At 38.1% G+C, this 16909-nt stretch carries 11 protein-coding genes; 1 reads left to right on the forward strand and 10 read right to left on the reverse strand.

The genetic code is table 11. The annotated features are described in order from the left end of the window. Positions 1-156 precede the first annotated feature (156 nt). Complete coding sequence (locus R2Q78_RS17490) at positions 157-1137, forward strand: acyl-ACP desaturase (RefSeq protein WP_316793840.1); 981 nt, start codon at positions 157-159, stop codon at positions 1135-1137. A 78-nt stretch (positions 1138-1215) separates the two neighbouring features. Here R2Q78_RS17490 and R2Q78_RS17495 read toward each other — a convergent pair whose 3' ends face one another. From R2Q78_RS17495 to R2Q78_RS17540, 10 genes are all read right to left on the reverse strand, one after another. Further along, positions 1216-4605 (reverse strand): methylmalonyl-CoA mutase family protein, encoded by a 3390-nt coding sequence (locus tag R2Q78_RS17495; protein ID WP_316793841.1) that lies wholly within the window; start codon positions 4603-4605, stop codon positions 1216-1218. 155 nt (positions 4606-4760) lie between these two features. After that, positions 4761-6431, reverse strand: coding sequence for an alkaline phosphatase PafA (gene pafA / locus R2Q78_RS17500; protein ID WP_316793842.1), 1671 nt, complete (start codon positions 6429-6431; stop codon positions 4761-4763). A 73-nt stretch (positions 6432-6504) separates the two neighbouring features. Next, positions 6505-7791 (reverse strand): folylpolyglutamate synthase/dihydrofolate synthase family protein, encoded by a 1287-nt coding sequence (locus tag R2Q78_RS17505; protein WP_316793843.1) that lies wholly within the window; start codon positions 7789-7791, stop codon positions 6505-6507. Between the two features lie 40 nt (positions 7792-7831). Continuing rightward, complete coding sequence (locus tag R2Q78_RS17510) at positions 7832-8647, reverse strand: energy transducer TonB (RefSeq protein ID WP_316793844.1); 816 nt, start codon at positions 8645-8647, stop codon at positions 7832-7834. Next, positions 8647-9048 carry a biopolymer transporter ExbD gene (locus R2Q78_RS17515; protein ID WP_316793845.1) on the reverse strand — a complete coding sequence of 134 codons (402 nt, stop codon included), beginning with the start codon at positions 9046-9048 and terminating at the stop codon, positions 8647-8649. The genes R2Q78_RS17510 and R2Q78_RS17515 overlap by 1 nt, the downstream gene beginning before the upstream one ends. Continuing rightward, positions 9048-9758 (reverse strand): MotA/TolQ/ExbB proton channel family protein, encoded by a 711-nt coding sequence (locus tag R2Q78_RS17520; protein ID WP_136837481.1) that lies wholly within the window; start codon positions 9756-9758, stop codon positions 9048-9050. Before R2Q78_RS17520 ends, R2Q78_RS17515 begins: the two co-directional genes overlap by 1 nt. Positions 9759-9763: 5 nt before the next feature. Continuing rightward, entirely contained in the window at positions 9764-11059 is a 1296-nt protein-coding gene (locus R2Q78_RS17525) for an SPOR domain-containing protein (RefSeq protein WP_316793846.1), read from the reverse strand. Between the two features lie 54 nt (positions 11060-11113). Further along, on the reverse strand, positions 11114-12817 hold the full coding sequence (locus R2Q78_RS17530) for a TonB-dependent receptor (protein ID WP_316793847.1): 1704 nt from the start codon (positions 12815-12817) through the stop codon (positions 11114-11116). 11 nt (positions 12818-12828) lie between these two features. After that, entirely contained in the window at positions 12829-15846 is a 3018-nt protein-coding gene (locus tag R2Q78_RS17535) for a tetratricopeptide repeat protein (RefSeq protein WP_316793848.1), read from the reverse strand. Between the two features lie 130 nt (positions 15847-15976). Continuing rightward, entirely contained in the window at positions 15977-16909 is a 933-nt protein-coding gene (locus R2Q78_RS17540) for an aspartate carbamoyltransferase catalytic subunit (protein WP_316793849.1), read from the reverse strand.

Below are 16909 nucleotides of genomic sequence, written 5' to 3' on the forward strand. Positions count from 1 at the left end.
CTTATTCAGCACCTCTTCGTACTGGTATACTCATGTTAGATATTTTGCTTTTGCATGATATAGAAGTTTGACTACTCTAAATAAATTACTGCTCACATAAATAGTATGCCATATTTTTTGGTTATATTTGAACTGAATTTATTAAATATAAAACGAATGAGTTTTTTCGCAGAGAAAAGAGGGGAAGTAATGGTGCACATAGAGAAGTATATGCTTGAAATGATGCATACATACCTAAAACCAATTGACACAAATTGGCAGCCATCTGATTTTTTGCCTGATTCAACAAGCGAAACTTTTTTTCAGGATATAAAAGTACTACGTGAAAATGCCAACGACCTATCTTATGATTTGGTAGCGGTATTAATTGGTGATACCATCACAGAAGAAGCTTTGCCTACTTATGAATCATGGTTAGCCATGGTAGACGGTGTAAGCCGCAAAGAAGATGGTGGTTGGATGCGATGGAATCGTCATTGGACTGCTGAAGAAAACAGACATGGTGATTTGCTAAATAAATACTTATATCTTTCCGGCAGGGTAGATATGCGTCAGATGGAAATCTCAACCCAGTATTTAATAGCTGATGGTTTTGATATAGGTACAGGTCACGACCCTTACAGGAATTTTATCTATACAAGTTTTCAGGAGTTAGCTACTAATATTTCTCATAGACGAGTAGCCTCGCTGGCTAAAAAGGACGGAGACACTTTATTGTCTAAGATGTGTGGAGTGATCGCGTCAGACGAAGCCAGACATGCTAAAGCTTATAAAGACTTTATGAGCAAGATTTTTGAAGTTGATCCTAACGAAGCGATGATTGCTTTTGAAGATATGATGCGTCAGAAAATCGTAATGCCTGCTCATTTCCTTCGTGAAATGGGAATGAAAATAGGTCAGACTTTTGGTCACTTTACCGATGCAGCTCAACGTCTTGGTGTGTACACAGCTATTGACTACGTAGAGATTATGCAGCAGTTGATTGAAGAGTGGAAACTGGAAGGTATGCGCGACCTCAATGACGCTGGCGAAAAGGCCCGTGATTATATTATGGCTTTGCCTGCAAGGTTATTGCGCGTTGCTGAACGTATGAAAAATCCGACAATGGAATATAAGTTTAGCTGGATTCATGCTTAGTACTTAAGTAATCAGATATAAACAAAGAAGCCTGAATAATTATTCAGGCTTCTTTGTTTATAAACTAATGATTACGATTTACATATTTCGTCTATATTGTCCGCCAACCTCGTATAACGCATTGGAAATTTGACCTAGCGAACAGATCTTACATACTTTCATCAGCTCTGAGAATATGTTTCCTCCAGCTACAGCTGTTTTTTGAAGGTTTCTGAGTACTTCAGCAGTATGATCTGCATTACGTTCCTGAAAAGCCTTTAAAGCGCTTATCTGATATTGCTTTTCATCTTCAGTTGCTCTGATAACTTCTCCAGGTACTATAGTTGGTGATCCATTCTTATTTAGGAAAGTATTGACACCAACAATAGGATATTCACCAGTATGTTTCAGGGTTTCATAATAGAGACTTTCTTCTTGTATTTTTCCTCTTTGATACATCGTTTCCATGGCACCAAGTACACCACCGCGGTCGTTGATGCGCTTGAATTCCAAGAGGACAGCTTCTTCTACGAGATCTGTGAGATCCTCGATGATAAAGGCACCCTGTAAGGGGTTTTCATTTTTAGCAAGCCCAAGCTCGCGATTTATGATCAGTTGTATAGCCATTGCCCTGCGTACAGATTCTTCAGTAGGAGTGGTGATGGCCTCATCATATGCATTGGTATGGAGAGAATTACAATTGTCGTAGATAGCGTAGAGCGCCTGGAGTGTAGTACGGATATCATTGAAGTCTATTTCCTGGGCGTGTAATGAACGTCCGGAAGTTTGGATATGGTATTTTAGCTTTTGAGATCTGTCATTACCTTTGTACTTGTTTTTAATCGCTTTTGCCCAAATTCTTCTGGCTACACGGCCAATTACAGAATACTCCGGGTCAATTCCGTTGGAGAAGAAGAAGGATAGATTTGGCGCAAAATCATCTATATTCATTTCTCTGCTCAGGTAATATTCTACAAAAGTAAAGCCATTACTTAAAGTAAATGCAAGTTGTGAGATGGGGTTGGCACCGGCCTCTGCAATATGATATCCGGAAATTGAAACTGAATAGAAATTACGTACTTTTTCAGTAATGAAATAATTTTGAATATCGCCCATCATTCTTAGTGCGAATTCGGTGGAGAAAATGCAGGTATTCTGTGCCTGATCTTCTTTCAGGATATCGGCCTGAACAGTACCCCTCACTGTACTGATTGCATAGGCTTTGATGTTGTTATAAACTTCAGCAGGTAATACTTGGTCTCCTGTTACACCTAATAGCATCAACCCTAAACCATTATTTCCTTCTGGTAATGTGCCGTTATAGCTTGGTTTGGTAATTCCTTTTGCTTTATATATTGCATCAATTTTGGCGATTACTTCTTTCTCCAATTTGTTTTCTACAATGTATTTTTCACACTGCTGATCAATGGCTGCATTCATGAAAAAGCCAAGTAGCATAGGGGCCGGGCCATTTATGGTCATAGATACGGAGGTAGATGCAGCGCAGAGATCAAAACCGGAATAGAGTTTTTTTGCATCATCCAGAGTAGCGATGCTTACTCCAGAATTGCCTATTTTACCATAGATATCAGGTCTGATATGCGGGTCTTCACCATATAAGGTTACAGAATCAAAAGCGGTTGATAATCGGTGTGCAGGTTGTCCAAGTGATACATAGTGGAATCTTTTATTGGTTCTTTCAGGACCACCTTCACCGGCAAACATACGAGTAGGATCTTCTCCGTCACGCTTTAATGGGAATACACCTGCTGCATAAGGAAATTCACCTGGTACATTTTCAGTAAGTAACCATGTGAGTATATCTCCCCAGTCTTCATAACGGGGTAGGGATACTTTAGGGATTTTTAGTTTTGATAAAGATTCATAAAATAATGGCTGCTTTATTTCTTTGTCACGTACCTTATATACAAAAAACTCTTGCTTGTACTTTATCTTCGTATCTGGCCACTGTCGGAGTAAACGTTTACATTCACCATCTAGCTGTTCTTCCAGATGTTGATAGGCATCTTGAAGGGTATCATAAATATGCTGCCCACTATTTACACCGATAATTTTTTCATCCTTTGATAAGCTCATCACGCCTTGAAGCTGGTATAATTTGCGTGCGATGTTACTTTGTTTATTTACCCATTCATCATAGGTCTGACTGGCTTCTGCGATTTCAGCAAGATAGCGTGTGCGGTCGGGTGGAATGATATAGATTTTCTCTGATGTTCCCGCGATTAACTCCATTTGAGGATTGAAGTCGACCCCTGTTTTCTCTTTGATTTTGTGCATTAAAGATGTGAACAAACTGTTCATGCCAGGGTCGTTAAATTGAGATGCCATGGTTCCATAAACGGGTATTGCTTCATCTTTGGCATCAAAGAGGTTGTGGTTTCGCTTGTATTGCTTACGAACATCGCGTAAAGCGTCTAATGCTCCTCGTTTATCAAACTTATTGATCGCGACCAGATCTGCAAAGTCGAGCATGTCTATTTTTTCCAGCTGCGTTGCAGCACCAAACTCAGGTGTCATCACATATAAAGAAACGTCGCAATGCTCAGTAATTTCAGTGTCTGACTGACCTATTCCGGATGTTTCTACTATAATCAGATCATAACCTGCTGCTTTGCAGATATCAATGCTTTCCTGTACGTTTTTGGAAAGTGCAAGGTTTGCCTGCCTGGTAGCAAGTGAGCGCATGTAGATCCTTGAATTGTTGATGGCATTCATTCGGATCCTGTCGCCAAGCAATGCTCCACCAGTCTTCCGTTTAGATGGGTCTACAGATATAATTGCCAGTGTTTTGTCCTTGACTTCGATCAAAAAACGTCTGACCAGTTCATCGACCAAAGAAGACTTTCCGGATCCTCCAGTCCCAGTGATGCCAAGAACGGGAGCATTATTGTTGACAGATAGTGCTTTAAGTTTGTCTACAAAAGGTTGAGCAGCTTCAGGGTCATTTTCGGCAATTGTTATCGCTGAAGCAATACTTTTTATATTTTTCCCGGGTATTGTTTTGAGTTCGTCATTGAAAGATTTAGTTGTAATGAAATCGGTTTGTTCCAGCATATTGTTGATCATGCCCTGAAGTCCCATTTTTCTGCCGTCATCAGGAGAATAAATTCTAGTTATGCCATAATCCTGTAATTCAGCAATTTCAGAAGGTAATATTACTCCACCACCTCCTCCGAATATTTTGATATGTGGTGCACCACGTTCCTGTAGCAAATCGTACATATACTTGAAATATTCGATATGTCCACCCTGATAAGAAGTCATTGCAATGCCTTGTACATCCTCCTGAATGGCACAGTTGACCACTTCATCAACAGAGCGATTATGACCTAAGTGTATGACCTCAGCACCAGAAGATTGAAGAATACGACGCATGATATTAATAGTTGCGTCATGGCCATCAAAAAGTGCAGCAGCAGTTACAAAACGTATTTTATGTTTAGGTTTATAGATTTCAATGTTTTCCATAGGAGACTTTATATTCGGTAGGTAAAGTTAAGTAAAAAGTAACCTTGGGAGGTTATTTTGGCAGGGGCAAAATACACTAAGTATAAAGCTTATCCTGCGAATAAAAAAAGGCCGCTCAGATCAACTCTGAGCGGCCTTTTTATAAATTCTAGTTATTAAAACTGATGCGTTAACTCTGTGATAGGTTCCCCTACACATCCGCTAGGCATTTGAATGTGGAGCATTGCAGCTATAGTTGCAGCAATGTCAGTCATATAATGTGTTTTATTCGTTTTTCCTGGCTTTACATTCCAGCCCATGAAAACACATGGAATATGGTAATCATATGGATATCCACTGCCATGAGTGGTGCCCGTTTTAGATCCGGCAAGCACTCCTGGTCTTAAAAGGACATAAATATCTCCGCTTCGGCGTGCATTGTAGCCATTGGTGATAGCTTTTTTCAAAGGTTCTACTAAAGTTGCTTCAGAGAGTTTGCTCAGATCAAATGCGTCTGCCACTTCAGGTAATTTTCTGAATTCAGCAATAGTTGTTCTTTTAATGGCATCGTAATCAGCTTTAGCTTCTTCAATAGCTTCATGGTTGAACACGATTTGGCTGTTGGTGGAGGTTACAATGGTTTTTTTAATATTATATTTTGATTCAAATAATGTGTTTAATTTTTTGATCATTTGTGAATCACCAAATGTACCGCCCGGAAGTTTATTCTCTTCCAAGAACCCTGGAGCATGTGCAGCACCATGATCTGCCGAGATAAAGAACAGATAGTTGCCTTTTCCATATTTATTGTCAAGGAAATTAAAGAATTCCTCCAGATCCTTATCTAATCTAAGGTAGGTATCTTCAATTTCTATAGAATTAGGACCATACTGGTGGCCCACGTAGTCGGTAGATGAACAACTTACAGCAAGAAAATCAGTGTTGCCATTTTCGCCCAATTTCTCCGAATTAATAGCAAGTTTTGCCAGATCAAGAGTCATGGTATTTCCATATGGCATGCTTTTAATCATTTCGTAGTTTTTGCCGGCATACAGCTTAAAAGGGTGAGGAAATACAGGCGCTTGCTCACCTCTTGATTTTCCTTCATAAGCTTTGTCGTCAGTAGTACTTAGGCTATAAGTTCCTATAGGGTATAAAGTGTTCCAGTTTTTTTCCAGGAATTTATCGGCCATTTTTAGTTTGTTGTAATCTTCTACCCATGCCGGAAGTCTCTCTGTGTAATAAGTACTTGTAATCCAGTTACCACTTTGTCCGTCAAACCAATAAGCGGCGTTTGCAGTATGTCCTGCGGGTAAAATGGATCCTCGATCTTTAAGTGAGATGCCTATTACCTTACTTTTGAAGTTTGTAGCTAATCTTAATTCATCTGTAATGGTAGAGGACAACATATTTTTTGGAGACATCAGACCAGCTCTTGTGTCACTTCCCACTGTTGTTACTGTAGTATCTTCAGCGCAATAAACACTACGTTTCAGCTGGGAATCATACCAATCATTTCCAATAATCCCATTAATGGCAGGTACAGAACCAGTATAGATACTGGCGTGCCCACAGGCTGTATAAGTTGGAGTGTAGGGTATAAATGTATTTTCAGCAGAAAAACCTTCTCTTATTAATCGCTTAAATCCACCATTCGAATATCTATTGCTAAAGCGATATAAATAATCCCATCTCATTTGATCAATGACCATTCCAATTACTAATTTTGGTCTTTTTACATCAGCTGAGGATTGTTTTGACTCAATAGATTTTGTTGTTTTCTTTTGAGCGATTGAGATACTGCTGATAAAGGCAAGCGCAGTAAGGAACAAGTAAAATTTTTTCATCTATTCTATTATGTGTTAAGATTTTAAAGGTAGTAATTCAATACTAAGTACAAATTACTAAAGTGTAAAGATTTTATAGCACTTCGGCTACAACAAAAGTACTTCCTCCAATAAATATAAGGTCTTCTTTTCCTGCATTTGCCTTTGCCTGGGTTAAAGCTTGGGAAACCGTGTTGAATACTTCTCCTTTTAGGTCGTATTTGAGGGCTTCGGCGGCTAGCTCATTAGCTGACAAGGCTCTCTCCAGTTGGGGCTGACAAAAGTAATAACTGGCCCTATCTGGAAGCAGCTGCAGTACTCCACTGATATCTTTATCTTTTACCATCCCTATCACGATGTGAAGATTTTGAAATGTAGTATTGTTGATGTTTTGAATTACTTCCGTAATCCCGGCGATGTTGTGTCCGGTATCACAAATGATTAAAGGTGATTTTCCCAATGTTTGCCACCTGCCCTGTAATCCAGTAAGCTGTTTCACAGCTTTTAAAGCACTATAAATTGCCTCGTCGTCTATCTTATATCCTCTGGATCTTAATATCTGAATAGATTTTATAACTGTTAAAATGTTCTTTAATTGATAGGTTCCGTTAAGATCCAATTTTAAATCTTCAAAAACAGGCTGCTTGTTTTCAGCAATAGATACATTTAGAAACTCGTTTTCAATAACTGATTTGGTAAGAGATAACTCCTGGTCGGCAAAGGTAATTTCACTATGAGCTAGTATAGCTTTGTTGATGAATATCTGATCTGTTTTTGGATCTTTTTCTCCGATAACTACCGGAACGGATGGTTTAATAATACCAGCTTTCTCTGCAGCTATTTCAGCATAGGTATTTCCGAGTATATTGGTGTGGTCTAAACTGATGTTTGTGATGACAGATAATTCAGGAGTAATGATATTTGTGGAGTCTAAGCGGCCGCCTAGTCCTACTTCGATGATCGCAATATCTACTTCTTCTTTTGCAAAATAGGAGAAAGCCATTGCTACAGTCACCTCAAAAAACGAAGGACTTATTTCTTCAATAATTTTCTTTTGTTCATCAACAAAGCTGGTGACGAAGTCCTCGGATACCATTTCACCGTTGATCCTGATACGTTCCCTAAAATCTTTTAAATGTGGAGAAGTATATAAACCTGTTTTATAGCCTGCTTTCTGGAAAACAGCAGCGAGCATGTGGGAAGTAGAACCTTTGCCATTAGTACCACCTACATGCAGACTTTTAAACTTAGTTTGGGGGTTGCCCAATTTTTCGCACATGGCGATGGTGTTATGCAGGTCTTTCTTAAAAGCAGAAACGCCAACACGAGTAAACATAGGTAGTTTACTGTATAAATAATCAAGAGTTTGTGTATAGTTCATTACCGTGACTTAGCAAGGCAAAAGTATCAAAGCTTATGAATTATTTAACTTTAAAATTGAAAACAACTACACCAATTTGGACATCAGGTGCCGATTCAGATTGAGTAAGACGTGCTCCCATGACTGCATCTTTACATTTTTGCCAAAGTTCTCTGTCATTTAGCGTTGTTCCTTTTACACCAGGGGTTGCATCAATTACGATTCCGCTTTTATTAATCTTTATTCGAACAGCAATTTTTCCCGTTTTTTGTCCATCATCCTGAGGTGTTACCAGATTGGTGAATTTTCGTAAAGCAATTGGTGTTTCTCCAAAGCCTGAACCTCCTTCGCCATAATTATTTGACAATGGGTCACCATTTATTGAACCTTGATTGCCGGGAACGGCACCTGTACCGTCACCACCACCTGTACCTTTATTTGCTTTGCCTTTATAAAGTGCATTTTGATTGATCACTGGTTTAGCCGGTTTCGTTTCAGTAGATGCGGTAGGGGCAGATGTTTTGGTAGTTGTTTTGGTATTGATGCTAACCGCCTCTTCAGAATTCTGTGTTACGATCTCCTTTGCAGTGTTTTCTGATACATTGGTTTCGGGTTTTGGCTCTGTAGGGACTACCTTATCTGGCGGTTTGTTATTGGCATTAGGATCTGCAGAAGGCTCTTCTATACTTGTGTAATCTGTACCCATTCCTTCTACCGAAGTACCGTAGTTGACTACAATACCGCCCATACCTGCTTCTTCTACTGGCTCAAAGCTTCCGATCACAATGAAAAAACTCAAAGCAAGCAATAGAGCCATGATACCGGTAGATATTGCCAGTGCCTTTGGATAATTGTTTTCTTCTTTAGAATAAGTCATTATTTCTTCGGTTCTACAGCTAAAACAACTTTTAATTTTAACTTGTTGGCCACGTCAAATACAAGCATCGTATTTTCAATTGAAACACCCCTTGCAACATAGAGTACAATTGTTAAATCCGGAGCTGCTTTTTGATAAGTCTCAATAGCGGTCTGGAGATTTTCAAGGGTAGTAGGTTGCTTATCTACAAAATAATTTAACTTTTCGTCTATAGATACTGTAACGGTTTTTTGAGCATTAGATTGTTGTCCAGATTCTGAACGGGGCAATAGCAACTTAACTACTTTCGGATTAACTACAGCAGATGCTAATAGAAAAAACAAAAGCAGGAAGAACATAATGTCATTCAACGCTGAAGTATGTACCTCTACCGTTCCTTTATTTCTTTTGCGTAGATTCATTATTTTCCTGGCTCCTCTAATAGATCAATAAATTCAATTGCATCAGTTTCCATTCGTAAGATGATTCTTTCAACCATCATATTTAAAATATGATACAATACATAGGCTATAATACCAATGATCAGACCAGTAGCAGAAGTGATCATCTTTGTATAAAGACCACCGGAAATTGTTCCGATTTCTATCGCTCCTTTTATCGATACATCATGAAAGATGGTAATAACTCCGATAATTGTACCCACGAAACCAAGCATAGGTGCAATACCAGCAATAATACCCAGAACGCCGATGTTTTTTTCAAGTTTAGATACTTCGAGTTTACCATTGTTCTCAATAGCCGCTTCGATATCTTTTATCGGTCTTCCAATACGTTTTAGCCCTTTTTCAAGCATTCTTGCTAAAGGAGAATTGTTATTGCGGCATAGCGCAATTGCGTTCTCAAGACGACCGTCATGTATGTATTGTTTGATCTGAAGCATCAGATTGGATTCAGTTTTAGAAGCCTTTCTTATGGTTAAGTATCTTTCAACAAAAATTACCAATCCAAGGAAGGCTAAGAAAGCAAGCGGAAGCATAACCCATCCACCCTTAAATAGCAAGTCAATAAAGTGAAGTTCAGGGGGTGCTGTAGTAACGGCTTGTGTTAAATTGTTAGCAGTGTCAACAAGTTGGTTGGCGGTATCAGTGGCACCTTGTAATAATGCGATCATATTTATTATGGTTTGTGTGTGTGTTTAATTGGATAAATATAAATTCCAGGAATTTTTGTTGTCTCTCTTAGCCTCTCGAGTTCATTTTTAGCAGTTACTTCATCTGTAAAAGTACCTATGCTGATCTTAACTCTCTTTCCTGGCATATCGGCGACTTTAGCTGGGATTCCTTTTCTTTTCATGTCCTGCAAAAATCTATCAGCCTCTTTTTTGTTCAGCAAAGAAGCAGCAATAATTTCATAAGATATTGCTGTATCTATCGGGACTGAAATAGCTTTTACAGAATCTTTTAATGTATTAGTAGGAGGAATTATTTTTTTGAGACTGTCAACAGATGCCAACGAATCTCTTTTTAACCCTTCAATCTTTTTATTCGATGTTGAATCAACCGAATGATCAGGCTTTTTTTCTGTTACTCCTTTAAAAACCTCTGGTTTAAAGAAATAGAGTGCAATCAATACCAGTAAAATAACTCCGGCGAGAGCTAGAATTATTTTTAAATAAGATGTTGGCTTAGTATCGTTATTTTCAACAGGTTCTTCGGTAATAGTTTCCTTTTTTGGACTTGATGTAGAGTTTTGATTAAACGTCCAGACACTACCGGGATCAGCAGAGGTTGTATAGAAAGGTTTTTTACTTTCCTCTTCAGTATCATCTAATCCTTCCGGTGTTTCAATTAAGGCAGACGGTGTTGGTATAATAGATTGAACCTCAGGTTTAATCTCTGAAATCTCTTCATATGTTTCCTGCTCATCAATATCCTTTTCTTCGTGATGTGTTTCATCAAAATTTCCGGAACCATCACTAAGATCAGCATTGTGGTCTTCAAGTATTAGCTGCTCTTCAGTAACCTGTGGTATGTCATCAGCAGTTTGATGATCTGCAAAAGGTTCATTTATTTCCTCTTTAAAGCTTGGTAAACCATAGGATTCAAATCCAATATTTGATTCACCTTTAGCATCAAAAACCAAATGGTTGTCTTTGATAGATAGCTTGCCTATTTCAGCAAAATCAGCAGTTTTATGCTCAGATAAATGTTTTTGAATAGTTTCCGAAAACTGATCTACATGATAACTCGCTGATTCAAAAGAAATATTCTTTTGAAGTGAAACATAACTGGCCAGCGATTCGTGTTCTCTCACCTCGAGAGTAAAATCAAGGGTATAGCTTGGGGGAAGAAATGAATGAGTATCAGCATCATATCTTCCGGGAGATTTTTTTTTATAAAAAGTCCCTACTCCAGGAATGCCCACTTCTTTACGGGTTTTTACAAGTTCAGTAAGGTATGATAAGATCTCCATTCTGGTAAAAATAAATTTTAATTCCGTATCAACCAATTATTAATTAAAAAGCCATTAGAATGAATAACTGATTCCTCCAAAGATATTCATTCCAATTGTTTCATAATGCAGGTATCTGCTATATGAAGTGTTCAATAAATTATTGGCTCTTGCGAATGCAGAAAACTTATTGTTGATCTTATAACTTACGCCAGCTCCAAGGTCAACAAATCCTTTAACTGTAACCACTTTTTCATTTGCCGGATCTGGAATAAGGTATGGATTAGCAGGTGCTGCTGTGTAAATTTTAGCTTTACTGTCGTCTTGAATTGCGACAGAAGCATCCAATGTTAGTTTTTTATTGATTACATAACTTAAATTAGAGCTTAAGCGCATTTGCGGTTTAAACCAGCTCTGTGTTTCAGCAGCAGGTTTGTAGTCTTCAAAATTTAACTTGCCTGTCCATTTTAACTCGTCGCTTACCTGTACTGATAATTCTCCTTCCAGACCAACGAGTTTCATGGTACCAAAATCATAAATAACATCGAATTTATTAAAGTTGCCAAAGTTATTTACAAATAGAGGCATGTCTTCAATTCTTTTATGATAAACCTTTGCTTTATATCCGAATCCAGGTCCACCTGTCCCTTTAATACCTCCACTTATGCTAAGTTTTTCAACACTGTTCCTGATGTTTATGTTGCTGTTTAGAAAAGGATTATCATCAGTAAATAGCTTTAGAGAATTTCTGCTAACATCACCTTTGACTTCTCCAAATATTTGAAGGTAATCAGGTATTAGTGTAAAATCTGCTGTTACTGCTGGGAATATCCTGCTTGAAGAAACATCTCCAAACTCCTGAACGAAATTAATTCCCGCTGTTATTTTTACACCACTGGCCTGTAATCTGATATAGGGGTTTAATTTCAACAGGTTATTGCCAATTTTGGTGATTGAATCTTTAGTACTTCCAAATTCCGCCGAGGCAGCCAGTCCAAGATTGAATTTGCTGATGCGTTTGTTTAAATAACCATTTAATACGATGGAGTTTTCTTTAGCACTATACTTATCACTCCAAATGTACCCGTTTAGCTTGGCCGCGTAACTTAAAGCGTCTGGATCTTCAGTATATTTATTTACAATTTCACCTTCTGCCTCGAAGAAGTTCAATACTTGCTTTTGAGGGTTTGGGTTCAAAGAAGGGTTGGCTTTATCAATTCCATAAAAAAACAGGCCGTTTCTCTGGAAGTTAACTCTACCGCTCATGGTGCTCATTTCACCTATGCTTCTCCCAAATACACTTATTTTTTGCTGATCAGATTGTTGTTTATTCAATTTTCCTGATTGTCCGAAATGCTGAAAATATGCACCCGCTTGCAGGGCCGGATCGTTTCCGATGTTTACATACGCTTCGCCCAATATCGTCCTGGCAGATCCAAAAGCACCCTTAACATAGTTATTAATTAACTCCGCTTCTCTTTCAGCCGCAACTTCTTGTGCTTGTAGCTTATTGATATCTGAGTTTAATTCCAGTTTTCTATCAGTCAGGTTATAACTGAACTTTGCTTTATATGTTTTTACATCATTTAAGTCCGGACTTCTACGCAGTTTTACTGCTTCGGCCAGAACAGGTTTATAAGGCCTTACAACTTCAATTTCTTCCGTTACGGCCTTTTCTTCAGTTTTCTTTTCTGCTGTCTTTGGATCCTGTGCTTTTAAACTTAAAACTCCTGCTGTAATAACGAAAAGGGTACTGTATATTATTTTAGTAAATCTCATGTCTCTTAATCTTATTTAATTTTTTCAAGTTTGGCCTTAGCAGTTGAAACAATGTCATCATTTCCTTCGTAGTTGTCTATCAAACTAAGAAGGGTACTTTTTGCTTGCAAATTGTCTTTTAGGGCCACATAGTTGTCGGCTAATAATATAAATGATTTAGCTACCCAATAGTCATAAGAAGGCATATTGTTGATCAGATCAAAACAAGTTTTTGTTGAGGTTTTATAATCACCTTTGGCATACTGTACAGCAGCTACATTGTATTTAGCTTCTGCGGCTGCCAGGGTTTTTGTTTTACTCACCACTGTATTAAATGCTTTTACCGCAAGCGTTGTATCTGCTTTTAATAAATAAGCCTTACCTGCGTATAGATCTGAGCTATTTTTTTCTTCTTCGGAAGATTTTTCAGATTCTTTGATCAGCTGTACATATTTTAGAATATCATCAGGCATATTTAATGCGTCATAAGCCTTTAATAGATTATTAAGGGCATAAGTGTAATGCACTTTATAGTCCGCTGTAGTTTCTAATCTTTTTAGATATACAATTGCTTCATTATACTTTTTCTGATCCAGGAAAAGTTTAGAGATGCTCACCAATGAACGCTCTGTATAATCACTGGTCCAATCGTTGAGGATATATTCATAATCGGGGACTGCTTCGATAGGGCGACCTAACTTAACCAGTGACTCGGCTCTTATAAATTTCGCCTCTTTATCATGGATTGCTTTCGGGAATTTATCAAAATAAGCATTGATAGCCTCAAATGCTCCTTTGGCGTCTCCTTTTAAGTAGCGGTTACTAGCGGCCTGAAAAACAATGTTATCCTGCTCAGCAGTTGAATAATTCCCCAGAGGAGTAGTTCCTGCATATGCAATGAAACCTTCTGAATCACCTCTGTCTACATAAATGTTTTTAATAGATTCCAAAGCCTGCTTAGCTTCCTCACTACTTGGGTAATCCCTGATTACCTTTTTAAAAGATTCTAAAGCTTCTTCATCTTTATCCAGGTTGTAGTGAGCCAGACCAATGGTTACCAATGCAGTAGGAACATAACTGCTGTTCGGGTATTGACTCACCAGGGCGATCAAATCTGATTTTGATTTTTCAAAGTCTCCTTTATTAGAATAAGCATATGCAGTTTCAAATCCTGCGTCATCTGCATAATTAGAACCTGGAAACTGCTTCAATAAATTTTGCATGGTCGCAATTTTCGCATCATTCTGATTTTCCAGACCCTGAATCATTCCACGTTGAAATAATGCATAGTCTTCACCGGTAGCCTTGCTGCTGATGATCTTATTGTAATTTACAAGTGCATTACCATAGCTTTTATTTACGAAGTAGGAGTCTGCAAGCCTGATGATCGCATCACTAACTGTTTTCTGATCTTTATCATCACCCCTTAAAAAGCGCTCAAAATAGGTGGCAGCTTTTCCATAGCGTTCATCTTCAAAAGCAGCATATGCCAATGCATAATTTGCAAAGTTGTACACCCCTGTTTTGTCTGCTCCAGGCATATCTAGGAAAAGCTCAAAGTTTTTAACCGCCTCGCCAAATTTTCTCAGCTCATATGAAGCTTCTGCTTTCCAATAAGTACTTAGTGCAAGGATTTCTTCATCCTGAGGAAATTTCTCCGAGCGAAGGAACATAGAAAGTGCATTAGGAAATGCACGTTCATTATAAAACTCAAGCCCCCTGAAATAGGTTACTTTTTGATAAGCCTCCTTTGCCTCAGGTGATTTGTTCGGTATTGGTTCAAGAATATCGATTGCAGCCTGATAATTTTTACTCGTTAGCAGAATTTCTCCCAGTAAGGTCTTTGCGTCATTTGCCTTGCGGGAACTGGGAAACTGCTTTAAGAAGTTTTGAGTGGCCTCAAGTGCCTGTTGATTAAATTCAAGTTCATAACTCAGACGGGCGTAATTAATCCATGATTCTTCCTGAATGACCTTGTCGAAATCTAATCTTGATGCCCTGAAGAATGCACTTCTTGCTTTTTCTTTGTTCTTTAGCTGAATAAACGACCGGCCAAGCGTATACATACCACTTTGCAGATAGATATCATCTGAATTTAGTTTTTCCAGTACACTAACAGATTCCGAATATTTTTTCAATTCAAATAGAGAATATCCGTATTGATAAATAAAAAGGTTGTTCTTATTTGCTGATTTATCTGCCGCATAGAAATCCTTGAAATATTTTTCGGCATTGATATAGTCAGATTTGGCAAAGTATGATGCTGCAATAAGGCTTAGCATTTCTGCTTCATATTGCTGCTTCGAGTTTTTTAGAATGGGAATGGCATAGTTTATTACATCATCATAGCGCTCATCCAGGTAGTACATGGAAGTGATGTAATAGGGGTAGCTGGCCTCATAGGTTGGAGAACCCTTCAGCTTTTCAAAATTGTTTAGTGCAGTTTTATATTCCTTATTCAGATAATTAATATATGCGAAATAGTAAGTAGCGCTCTCTTGAAATGGAGATTTTTCTTTTTTTACAGCCTCGAACAAAGGCTCAGCTTTTTCATTGTCATTCTTTGTAAAATAAGCATAACCTTGTTTGAACTGGTATTCCAATCGTTGTTTTCCCGATAGGGTAGAAGGATCCGTTTTTTCAAACCATTCTAAAGCTTTTGTATAGTTCTTTTGTGCAAAATATGATTTTCCAACGTGGAAGTAAGCAAGCTTTGTATTAGGGTTTAATGGATAATCTCTGATGAAATCCTGGAACAGGCTTTCTGCATCACTATTGCCCAGTTCAAGGGCACAAACAGCAGCATAGAATTTTGCATTCTCTTTGATTAATGATAGTTCAGCATTACTTTCCTGCTGCGTTCCAGGTTTCTGCCTGATTTGTTCAACCAATTTAAACTGTTGCGCTGCTGCTACAAATTTTTCATTGTCTAACAGTTCTAAACCCGTTTGGTAATTCTTATTTAAATTAACTAATGTACTTGACTGCGCATAACTAGTGGTAAAGCCACCTGCTAATAGCAGCGGTATAAAAAAGTATTTTTTTTGCATCTGATTTCAAATATGGTTGCTACTAATATAAAAATAGTATTACGTCTTATTAACACAAGAAATTAACATGTGTTGATAACACTGGTTTAACGAAAAGAAAAAGGAATTGGTATGTAGTTCGGAGAAGAAGTTAATCTCTTTGCGAAGCAAGCAGATATAATACAGCCATTCTTATCGCAACGCCGTTTTCCACCTGTTCCAAAATGATCGATTGTTTGCTATCCGCTACGTCGCTCGTGATCTCCACGCCACGATTAATGGGGCCTGGATGCATCACGATAATCTCTTTGTTCAGGCTGTCAAGAATTTGCTTATTTAAGCCATACATCATGGCGTATTCTCTCAAAGAGGGAAAGTACTTGATGTCTTGTCTTTCCAGCTGTATCCGAAGCATATTGGCAACATCACACCAGTTTAATGCTTTGATCAGGTTGTGTTCTATCTTTACTCCTAAGCCTTCAATGTATTTAGGAATCAAGGTAGTAGGGCCGCATACCATTACTTCTGCGCCAAGTTTTTGTAAGCAAAGGATATTTGATATTGCCACCCTTGAGTGTAGGATATCACCAACAATGACTACCTTTTTACCGGCTACATCTCCTAGTTTTTGACGAATAGAAAAAGCATCTAACAAGGCCTGGGTAGGATGTTCATGTGCACCGTCACCTGCATTTACAATTTGTGCTTTAATATGTCTGCTCAAAAACTGACCTGCTCCTGCGTATGGATGTCTCATTACCACCATATCTACTTTCATAGCAAGTATATTGTTAACGGTATCTATTAAGGTTTCGCCTTTACTTACAGATGATGATGATGCCGCGAAGTTAACAACATCAGCAGAAAGCCTTTTTTCTGCCAGTTCAAAAGATAATTTTGTGCGGGTAGAGTTTTCAAAGAAAATATTTGCAATGGTGATGTCTCTTAAAGATGGAACCTTTTTTATAGGGCGGTTAATTACATCTTTAAAATTATCGGCAGTTTCAAAAATCAATTCAATATCATTTCGGTTAATATCTTTGATACCTAAAAGATGTCTGGTTGATAATTTTTCTACTGCCAT

This window comes from Pedobacter frigoris, assembly GCF_032678645.1.
GTDB lineage: Bacteria > Bacteroidota > Bacteroidia > Sphingobacteriales > Sphingobacteriaceae > Pedobacter > Pedobacter frigoris_A.

Coding starts and splice junctions, on each gene's coding strand:
- R2Q78_RS17490 (WP_316793840.1), top strand. CDS start 157: ATGAGTTTTTTCGCAGAGAAAAGAGGGGAAGTAATGGTGCACATAGAG.
- R2Q78_RS17495 (WP_316793841.1), bottom strand. CDS start 4,605: ATGGAAAACATTGAAATCTATAAACCTAAACATAAAATACGTTTTGTA.
- pafA (WP_316793842.1), bottom strand. CDS start 6,431: ATGAAAAAATTTTACTTGTTCCTTACTGCGCTTGCCTTTATCAGCAGT.
- R2Q78_RS17505 (WP_316793843.1), bottom strand. CDS start 7,791: ATGAACTATACACAAACTCTTGATTATTTATACAGTAAACTACCTATG.
- R2Q78_RS17510 (WP_316793844.1), bottom strand. CDS start 8,647: ATGACTTATTCTAAAGAAGAAAACAATTATCCAAAGGCACTGGCAATA.
- R2Q78_RS17515 (WP_316793845.1), bottom strand. CDS start 9,048: ATGAATCTACGCAAAAGAAATAAAGGAACGGTAGAGGTACATACTTCA.
- R2Q78_RS17520 (WP_136837481.1), bottom strand. CDS start 9,758: ATGATCGCATTATTACAAGGTGCCACTGATACCGCCAACCAACTTGTT.
- R2Q78_RS17525 (WP_316793846.1), bottom strand. CDS start 11,059: ATGGAGATCTTATCATACCTTACTGAACTTGTAAAAACCCGTAAAGAA.
- R2Q78_RS17530 (WP_316793847.1), bottom strand. CDS start 12,817: ATGAGATTTACTAAAATAATATACAGTACCCTTTTCGTTATTACAGCA.
- R2Q78_RS17535 (WP_316793848.1), bottom strand. CDS start 15,846: ATGCAAAAAAAATACTTTTTTATACCGCTGCTATTAGCAGGTGGCTTT.
- R2Q78_RS17540 (WP_316793849.1), bottom strand. CDS start 16,909: ATGGCAGTAGAAAAATTATCAACCAGACATCTTTTAGGTATCAAAGAT.